The organism is Pseudomonas endophytica (assembly GCF_001411475.1).
GTDB classification, from domain to species: domain Bacteria; phylum Pseudomonadota; class Gammaproteobacteria; order Pseudomonadales; family Pseudomonadaceae; genus Aquipseudomonas; species Aquipseudomonas endophytica.
This window is the reverse complement of the sequence record NZ_LLWH01000059.1, coordinates 1-8,335: the sequence shown is the minus strand read 5'-3', so window position 1 is coordinate 8,335 and position 8,335 is coordinate 1. Positions and strand designations below refer to the sequence as shown.

Genomic DNA, 8,335 nt, shown 5'->3' with positions numbered 1-8,335 from the left:
CGGCCGAACGTACTGCCACGGGTTTCAGCCAGCTCGATTGGGTCGCCTTCTTCGCCCACGTCCACATCCCAGCGGTCGATCTCATCGCCGTAGATGTAACGCGCCGACAGCTCGGCCAAGTTGGCGGCAGAACCCGCTGTGGTGACGTACAGCGAGCCGCCCTCAAACTCTTTGGTGTCCATTGTGTTGCGCGAGTCACGCGAACGATTGGCCGCCACGCGCTCGGACAAAACCGGCGTAGCCTTGATGGTCTTGCTGATACGCGACGACACCCGCTTGGCCAGGCTGAGGCTCGGCAGCAAGGTAAGGATATTTGACGGTACCATGTGAATCAGGCCGCCGATCCAGTTCAACGCGATCTGGGTTTTCATCAGCATGGCGATCATGTTGCCGCTGCCAGTGGCTTCGGGGGCTGCGCTGTGCAGATCCTCAGCCCAGAGCTTGAGCATGCTGTCGATGTGCTTAATCAAAGCAAGGCTCCTCGATTTTCTGCACCTGCAAGGTCGAGTGGCCGCCCCAGTTGTCAGGCTTTTTGTACGCCCAAGGGCGCTGTCCGCTTTTCGCAAGAGCAGGCAGACGCACACGACGCCATCCTAGACGGTGCATGATCGCGCCGACGCGCATTTGTTCAGGTTTGCCCCAATGACCGAAGTCGAGTTTGAGTGCGCTGGCCAATACTTCGCTGCCGCTGGTGGTTTCGCCGATCTGCGATTCTTCCAACCAAGTCAGAATCGGACCTTCCCACTCATCCACCACAAAGCGCTCGTCTTGGGCTTCCGAGAACATCGCGGTTTCGTCGCGGTTGACCCACCAGATCTCGCCTGCCTCGTAGCAAAACATCGCCTCAGCCCAGAGCTGGTCGCGGATCTCGCGTAATTGCTCCAGATCGACCTTGGTACACGCCACCGGCCAATAACGGCGGTTACCGGTTGCGTCTTTGAGGTATTCGTCTTGGTTGGTCGTACCCACGAAAACACACTGGCGTGGCACGTCATTTGTTCTGCGGCCGTAGCTCTCGCGGTAGGTATCAGTAGATGCCGAGAAGAACTGTTTAGCCTTGGTGCTTTCTGCCTTGTTGAAGCTATCCAGCTCACCCAACTCGATGATCCATTTGCCCCGGATCGCCTGAAAGCCGTCCTTGTCGCCCAAGGCAAACGGCGTATCCATAAACCAGTCACCTCCAAGGATGCTCATAGCGGTGGACTTACCTTCGCCCTGCCCGCCTTCAAGGATCATCACCGAGTCAGCCTTGCAGCCTGGGCGCATGACCCGAGCAACCGCCGAGATCATCCAACGCTTGCCGACTTTGGCGCTATAACCGCTTTGGGTCACGCCCATCACCTTGTTAAGCCACGTATCGAGGCGCGGCACGCGATCCCACTCAAGCGTGTTCAGGTAATTGCGCACTGGGTGAAAAGAGTTGTCGTGGGCCACAACACTGACCGCCTCGATCACGCTGGAGGCTTTGACCCGCAGGTTGTATTGCTGAGCCAGCCACTTCATCACGCGAATATCATCAATATCACCCCAGTCCCCAGTACCGCCACCGTAAGGAGGCGTGCGCAATTTGACGATCTTGGAGCTGAACGCACTGAAACTGATAACACCTGCCCAGCGCTCATCGTTGCCCAAGATCAATTCGACGTTTTGCATGTGTGCGATCAATGAGCCGTTTTCAGTACGGGCTAATTGGTCTTTCCAGCCACCGGCAGCAGGCGGTCTGACCACCGACAACACCTGGCGGCGAACAGCGTCTAAACCTTCGGCACAATGTAGGTCGTTGAAGTCGGTCCACTTGATTTCTCGCTCGGCGCAGAAGACTGGCGTAACCACTTGGCCGCCGACGATAAGCGCAGCATTGGTGGCCTTTTCCTCGCCCGGACTCCAAGGATCACCGTTGGGGCGTTTGGTCTTCCAGTCGTCGTCACGACAAATTATCAGCGGGCAGCCTGCGAATCGCTCGCGCATGAGCTTGGAGACGGGCAACAGGTTACCGGCGTCAAAAGCAATGGCCACCGTCAGCGAGGTGGCCATATGCAGGCTTACGCCCGTGGCATAACCCTCACACACCAGAACGGGTTCACCCGGCTCAGGATGCGGGCCAATCAGGTGGAAAGCGCCCTCTTTGGACATGCCATAAGGCCAATAAGATTTATCGCGACCGGTGTCTGGTTGTTTCTCTGGGTAGATAACCTGTAGCCCAACGATCTGATCCCGAGCGTTACTCATCGGCACCAATAGAGCGCCGGAGCGTGGCGCGTAACGGACGCCTATACCGATAATTTGCTTGCGATCCAAATAGGCGCTACGACCTTTTTCAGGCATGCGCTTAAACAGGCTTGAAGCACGGTTGGCGGCACGGCGAGAGGCGTTAGCAGCAATCTCGGCGGCGCGGCGTTTACCTTCCTCTTGGCGAGCGCGCATCAAATCGCGCTCCTCCTGGCTCATGCGCCCGGCCTTGACCTTAATCTTGTTGCTGTCACCCGAACGCCAATCACCGAAACTGCCAAAAATTAGCGTCTCGTTCTTCTCAGTACGATGCTCGTGGATAACGTACCAGCCGTTTTTCTCCTTGCCCTTGTCCTGCGCGGTCTTGCAGCGGGTCAGCTTGCCGAACGTCAGTGGTTGCGAAGGCTCAAGGCCGTGGTCAGCGAATTGACCGAGAACGTCATCGAGCATAACGAGTACCTACTTGTTCATTCAGTTGTTGGCAGGCTGCACAGCGCGTGCAACCGGTGACCGCTAGACGGCGGGCCAAAGGAATGGCCGAGCCGCAATCCACACACAATTCCAAAGAGGCAAATACCGGCTGCGCTTTGCGCGCGGCCAGAGCTAGATCAATGCGCTCTTGCACGAGGTCATTAGCAAAATCTGCGATATCAGCCACGTTCAGTCCCCCGCGTGGTGGAGTTGACGTAGCACGCGCGGTTGTACAGGCCCAACAGCCCTTGAATACCGCGGAACACTTGCAGGCGAATTTCGGCCAGCTCTCTGTCGCAGACAACGCCGTCGCCAATACTTTTAGCCCATGCATCGGCCAAGTCGGCCACTTGCCGGAAGTACATCGCGATACCTGTGGTCAGCGTTTCGGGCATATCAGCGGTATAGGACTCAGCCAACTCCTGCCAAATCGTGTCGCCCACCAACGCATGCACCGCATCAAGAATGCGGCGGTCTTTGGTCAGCTCCAGAATCTCGGCGAACTCTTGAACATTCACCGTGTGGCTTGGATGGGTCGGTGACAGCTTGTGCTGCAGCGTGGTGGAGTTGCGGCCAGTGGTCGCCGCGATGGCAGCAGCGCCACCCGGATAGTCACGGGCGGCGTGGTACAGCGCCAAATCGAGCGGCAAAATTTCGCGCTGCGCTCGCTGGGTGCAACTAAGAGCAATACGGCTCATGGCATTAATCCTTGAATGTTGCCAGTGCCGCGCGGCGTGTTGTGGTGGTACATTTGCCGCGTGGCTTGTAAGGGCCCAAAAAGCCGGTCTAGATTCTTAAGATCAAAACCGGCACCGTGCCGAGGCAAGCGATCCGTCGCTCACCTCTGGCGCAACAGCTGCCAGATCTGTGGTGGAGAAGGCAGCAACCCAAAGCTTCCGAGCCTTGGAAAGCGCGGTAAAGGGAGGGGGAATTGCATGTGGTGTGCCCGCCTACCTTTATCGCGACCCGGCGACACTGTGGTGGTGTGTGCCGGGAGGAACTGGGCGGCCTATTGGTCGCCTTTTTTCTTTCTAAACTATGCAGCTGCCTTATGAGGCGAGGATGCTTCTAGCAACCATGCAGCCTCAAACGAGTGGCCGTTTTTCTGCGCAGCTATTGCCAGTAACTCGGCATAACGGGTTTCACCGGTGTAATCAGTCCGGGGCAAACACGCTGCCAGACGCCATTTATTCAGCGCTTGGTAGCTACGCTCACACACCTTGGCTGCGGCACCGATGCCACCTACAGCTTCAAACGCGAACGCAATAGCATTCGGAAAATCCGTGGGGTTCAGCATGGCAAGCTCCACTTATCAACTCGCGGTTGATATTAAACATCAACTGACAATTGCGCAAGCTCTGTGAGAGTCTCAACCTATGGTTGATAAAGAAGATTTACGCGCAGAGTTCAGCTCGCGCCTACATGAAGCACTCGACGACGCCGGCATCCGTAGCCGCGGTCGCGGAGTAGACATTCACAAACGCCTGAAAACTGTGGGCGTACACAAAACCACGCAGGCTATTAGCAAATGGCTGAACGGCGAGGCTATGGCTGAAGCTGACAGCATGATTGCTCTGTGTGACTGGCTGAAAGTGCGCCGTGAATGGCTTGAATACGGGGTTCTGCCTAAAGAGCAGACCGCTGAGAGCTTTAATCAGCAGCTCCGGGTGGGCGACGAGAGCAATGTCAGCGGCATGGTTGAGCGCTTTGGCAAGGTTCCGCTTATATCGTGGGTACAGGCCGGCGCATGGTGTGAATCCATTTGTAATTTTGAACCCTACGATGCAGACGCATGGATCTCTTGCCCTGTGCCGATCAGCCAAAGTGGTTATGCGCTTAAGGTGCTGGGTGACTCCATGACCAATCCGGGGCCAGGTAGAAGCTATCCAACCGGCTGCATCATCTTTGTTGATCCTGAAACGCAAGCCAATACCGGTGATCGAGTTGTCGCACGAGTGCCACGAACCAATGAAGTGACTTTTAAGGTGCTGGATTCGGATGCAGGAAGGGTGTATTTGCGGCCAATAAATCCGCAATATCCAATCATTGATATTACGGAAGAGACGCACATTTGTGGGAAGGTAGTTGGGTCGTTTATTCCTGAGTAACTAACGTCTGAGGGTGATAGATATTTCATTATCCCATGTAAGAAATTCACTAGTGCTCGAAGACACTTCTCCAATTGAGACATTGAATCCTTTTCCAGCCACATGCTTGCCAAAATTCAAAATATACTCTTCATCTTCTTGAAAGCTACCTAACTCCATAATCTGAAGCCCTAGTTTTGTGAACGGATATATCTGAAAATCAAGAGAGGCATTAACATCCGAGCTTCTTATAACTATACATTTCGAGTGAGACTCTAGAACTCTCAGCCAGTTCGAATCTCCATCTTCCAAACCCGAAGCACTAAACATTATGCTTTGAGAGTCAACACCGGAAACAATCCCTAAGTCCTGCAACTCCATAAGCTCTTTAAAGCTGATTAAACCTTGATTCCTTGCCTCTTGCCAGATAAATCCTTGAATTTTCAGCCTTGAAGCCTTCTCTATAAGTTTAGCTTCGGATTGAGATATATTTCTTAAGAAATCCAAAGTCCTTAGTGAATAGCTCCCCGGACTCTTAACCTCCCCGGCTAGAAGGCTACCCCACATCTGCTGTAACTCCTCAGTTGATATATTACGAGCGTAATCTCTCCAACGATATATCCAGTCTTCTTCCACTTTATCTTCGGGAGTTGGGCTAGAATCATTTGAAAGCATCTCCTCAGCAATAATTATTGATTTAGATACGTTTATTTCTTGCCGTATAGCATCGCTAATTACCGAAGCACTAGCGACTTCTTCAATAAAGCGTATATTAAGTGTAGGCTCAATTCGATCAACACTTTCTGACAGACAACCTGAGCTATTGGAAAAATTTAATTTAACAGAATAGTCTGAAAGATTTTTTCGCCCGCTCCTTATCTCTTCTGCTTCTCTTTCAGTTTGCACATTCGATAATATTCTTGCTCTTTCTAACTCAAGACTAGCCAGACCTTCTCTTCTCATTTGCCCCGGCTTTAGTAAATTCCCTATACATTTCTCTGCTAGTGTTTCCCACAATCGAGCTAACAATTTCTCACCCGGTAACGAAGCCACACTCCACCCCATAATTGCTACAAGATACGATCATGTTGGATGACCAGGCCGAAGACCAATGGCCTTTTACCACTACAATTTATCGCTTCCGAGCAGCAAGAACAAAATATCAACCAATGGTTGACTTAATTTGTCAGCAGGTTGATATTTGTCTCACTCTCCCACCACAGAGCGAGGCAACACCATGCACACCACAGCAACCCTGCACGTTCACCCAGCGTGCGCCAGTAACCCTCGACTGATCGAGAAGCTGCAAGCCACCACCGGCTGCTTGGTCATCCTCCACAACCATAAGCCCCGGCTGGTCCAGCACATCAACCGCCCTGCCCCGTACGAACCAAACAACGGAGGGCATGCGGCATGAACCGGTTCTATTTGGCTGATAAAACCCTTCGCCTCTTGGCTGCTCAGGTCAATTTAAATGGCACGTTTCGTCACATATGCAGTTTCAAAAATACCAACCTTCCGTTGATTTTCGTGCTGGAGGTTGAGCGCGCTTCTTCGGGTACGCTTTTTACCATTGTCATTGGCGACGAGAAGCACAGCCTTACGGTGTGCGATCCCGACCAAGATACGCGCTGGGTACTCGCTGACTTTATTGAGTCCATCGCCAATGGCCGGATAGACACTGCCGAGCCACCAACACCGCGTGTCATTGCTGAATCTGTCGACTGCGGTCAGCTACTTGACCCCAATCAACAAGCGCAACTCCGCCAGTTGGTGCGCAAAGGCGGCTCATTGAAACTCGATGTCGGACTAGATGAGGCCATCGACCTGGCTGTTCATCGTGCGCTGAGCGGTGAAGGCATCACTGCAATTCTGTCCACCGGCGACAACTGCCCGCGCACTCAGTGCTTTACGACTTACGGCGACGATCAGCACAGCTTTAATAGGCTAGTGCAATCGCTTGATCACTTAGCCATGTCGTTAGCTCATACCGCGCTCGCAGCCTAGGGGGTGTTATGGAACGCACTCTCGCCAAGGCTGCCACCTGCTTAGGCACAACCCGGCCCAAGTTGATCAAGTTGATGCGCGAAAAAGGGCTGCTCAATGAGCGCAACCTGCCCGCCTTTCCAGTTCGGGATCGCGAGTATCTGCGGATTAAAGACAGCAATTGGTACCACGCCGAACTCGGCATGCAGTACAGCCAATCAACACGGGTACGTCAGCCCGGTATTGCTTGGCTGGCCGAGCAGTTGGGGCTTGCCCTTCCACCAATCCCGGCTGACCACCGTGACGTGGCCTAGGGAATACGCTCGGCAGATCGTAGCCATGCCGACACGCGAGGAGCGCAACGCTGCGCTCCTTGAAGTGCCGGAACATTTGCGCGAACTGACCAAGCGCCACTGCCTGAATGCCTGGAACCATCCAGCTCGCCGTCAAACAAAATCGAGCAAACCCGATCATGAGCAATGACCACCAAACCCCATTGCGGTTACTGCCAGCACCGGATCCGGCCACCATCGAACTGCTTTACCGCAACTTCGGTGATGTGCTGATCCCCCTCGACAAGCTGCGCGTGCAGTACTTCCGCCATCTAAACGAGCAGTCGTTTGCAGCGGAAATATTGAGCGGCCGTATTCAATTGCCCGTAACCATGCTGCATAGCAGCCGTAAAGCGCCAAAGTTCGCGCATATCCGTCACGTCGCCGCGCTAATCGACATCCGCGCTTACAAGGCAGACGAGGAACTCACTCGGCCGGCCAGCGATACAACGGATTAAAGGAGCCCACGTATGACACTGCCTCAGATCGGCGCATTGATCATCCTAATCCTCAGCACGGCCCTGCTTTATTGGATCGGCTATCGCCACGGCCTAACAGATGGTCAGAAGCATCAACCCACTACCAGCACTCGGAGAAAAGCGGCATGAAGCATTCACTGACCAACCGCATGCCCCTGCCCGCTTTGCTTCGCAACGGCAATGGGATCGACGCGCTTGTAAAAAACAGTCTCTGCTGCGCAGCAGCAGGCATTACTAAAGCTCTTCGCGCCACTGCCAGGGTGCTTATACCCCACAAAAAGCTGCGCGAGGCAGCCCACCTTTATGCCCCGCTAAACGCTAAGAATCGCCCGCTCGCGCAGCTTGTGGTGGGGTACAAGCACCAACAAAGCGCAAATGAAGGAGGTGATCATGCGTAAAGAGCTGATCAAGATTAGCGAGTACCAACGTCGCCGCTGGGGCGAAAACGGAACACCGCTCTGCTCTCAAGCGATCCGTAATTACATCCGCAACGGAAAGCTACCGGGTGAGCAGATAGGCTCGCTCTGGTATGTAGACTGGAACGCACTGAACATAGCCGACGGCAACGACCTGGTCGCTATGGTGTTGAAAGGAGTTGCCTGATGGCTCCACGGCCACGCAATAGTGCGGACAAGCATCTGCCGCAGAACCTGTACTTTGATCCACGGCGCTCGACCTACCGCTACCGTCGCCCCAGCGACGGTAAGTGGTTTCAATTCGGCACCGATCGGATCAGGGCAATAGATGCCGC

General features: G+C 54.0%; 16 protein-coding genes. 10 read left to right on the top strand and 6 right to left on the bottom strand.

The features are described from left to right. The 5 genes from AQS70_RS05895 to AQS70_RS05875 form a co-directional block, all read right to left on the bottom strand. Positions 1-470: phage terminase large subunit family protein (locus AQS70_RS05895; protein ID WP_338152629.1), on the bottom strand; the 470-nt coding region annotated here is incomplete at its 3' end. Continuing rightward, entirely contained in the window at positions 463-2,679 is a 2,217-nt protein-coding gene (locus AQS70_RS05890) for a VapE domain-containing protein (RefSeq protein ID WP_055101969.1), read from the bottom strand. The genes AQS70_RS05895 and AQS70_RS05890, both read right to left, overlap by 8 nt. After that, complete coding sequence (locus AQS70_RS05885) at positions 2,669-2,887, bottom strand: TraR/DksA family transcriptional regulator (protein ID WP_055101968.1); 219 nt, start codon at positions 2,885-2,887, stop codon at positions 2,669-2,671. Before AQS70_RS05885 ends, AQS70_RS05890 begins: the two co-directional genes overlap by 11 nt. Continuing rightward, positions 2,880-3,398: a phage regulatory CII family protein gene (locus tag AQS70_RS05880; protein ID WP_055101967.1), complete on the bottom strand. Its 519-nt coding sequence runs from the start codon at positions 3,396-3,398 to the stop codon at positions 2,880-2,882. Before AQS70_RS05880 ends, AQS70_RS05885 begins: the two co-directional genes overlap by 8 nt. Positions 3,399-3,736: 338 nt before the next feature. Continuing rightward, positions 3,737-3,997: a hypothetical protein gene (locus AQS70_RS05875; RefSeq protein ID WP_055101966.1), complete on the bottom strand. Its 261-nt coding sequence runs from the start codon at positions 3,995-3,997 to the stop codon at positions 3,737-3,739. A gap of 79 nt (positions 3,998-4,076) precedes the next feature. On the opposite strand from AQS70_RS05875, the gene AQS70_RS05870 reads away from it, so the two are divergent. Then, the gene (locus tag AQS70_RS05870) at positions 4,077-4,808 is read left to right on the top strand and encodes a LexA family protein (protein WP_055101965.1); all 732 of its coding nucleotides are present in this window, start codon (positions 4,077-4,079) and stop codon (positions 4,806-4,808) included. On the opposite strand, the gene AQS70_RS23140 is transcribed toward AQS70_RS05870, so the two are convergent. Next, positions 4,809-5,840, bottom strand: coding sequence for a DUF2806 domain-containing protein (locus tag AQS70_RS23140; RefSeq protein WP_162233874.1), 1,032 nt, complete (start codon positions 5,838-5,840; stop codon positions 4,809-4,811). A gap of 184 nt (positions 5,841-6,024) precedes the next feature. Between AQS70_RS23140 and AQS70_RS05860 the strand changes: the two genes are divergently transcribed. From AQS70_RS05860 to AQS70_RS23135, 9 genes are all read left to right on the top strand, one after another. After that, positions 6,025-6,204 carry a hypothetical protein gene (locus AQS70_RS05860; RefSeq protein WP_055101963.1) on the top strand — a complete coding sequence of 60 codons (180 nt, stop codon included), beginning with the start codon at positions 6,025-6,027 and terminating at the stop codon, positions 6,202-6,204. Next, positions 6,201-6,794, top strand: a complete 594-nt coding sequence (locus AQS70_RS05855; RefSeq protein ID WP_055101962.1) for a hypothetical protein — start codon at positions 6,201-6,203, stop codon at positions 6,792-6,794. Before AQS70_RS05860 ends, AQS70_RS05855 begins: the two co-directional genes overlap by 4 nt. A gap of 8 nt (positions 6,795-6,802) precedes the next feature. Further along, positions 6,803-7,087, top strand: coding sequence for a phage antirepressor KilAC domain-containing protein (locus tag AQS70_RS05850; RefSeq protein WP_055101961.1), 285 nt, complete (start codon positions 6,803-6,805; stop codon positions 7,085-7,087). Positions 7,088-7,112: 25 nt separating this feature from the next. Next, positions 7,113-7,256: a hypothetical protein gene (locus AQS70_RS23835; protein WP_164488178.1), complete on the top strand. Its 144-nt coding sequence runs from the start codon at positions 7,113-7,115 to the stop codon at positions 7,254-7,256. Beyond that, on the top strand, positions 7,246-7,563 hold the full coding sequence (locus AQS70_RS05845; RefSeq protein ID WP_055101970.1) for a pyocin activator PrtN family protein: 318 nt from the start codon (positions 7,246-7,248) through the stop codon (positions 7,561-7,563). The genes AQS70_RS23835 and AQS70_RS05845 overlap by 11 nt, the downstream gene beginning before the upstream one ends. 12 nt (positions 7,564-7,575) lie before the next feature. Next, positions 7,576-7,713, top strand: coding sequence for a hypothetical protein (locus tag AQS70_RS23580; protein WP_153351243.1), 138 nt, complete (start codon positions 7,576-7,578; stop codon positions 7,711-7,713). Continuing rightward, positions 7,710-7,982: a hypothetical protein gene (locus tag AQS70_RS05840; protein WP_055101960.1), complete on the top strand. Its 273-nt coding sequence runs from the start codon at positions 7,710-7,712 to the stop codon at positions 7,980-7,982. The genes AQS70_RS23580 and AQS70_RS05840 overlap by 4 nt, the downstream gene beginning before the upstream one ends. Next, on the top strand, positions 7,975-8,187 hold the full coding sequence (locus AQS70_RS05835; protein ID WP_055101223.1) for a hypothetical protein: 213 nt from the start codon (positions 7,975-7,977) through the stop codon (positions 8,185-8,187). The genes AQS70_RS05840 and AQS70_RS05835 overlap by 8 nt, the downstream gene beginning before the upstream one ends. Next, the coding region (locus tag AQS70_RS23135) for a phage integrase Arm DNA-binding domain-containing protein (protein ID WP_187331782.1) at positions 8,187-8,335 on the top strand (149 nt) is incomplete at its 3' end. The genes AQS70_RS05835 and AQS70_RS23135, both read left to right, overlap by 1 nt.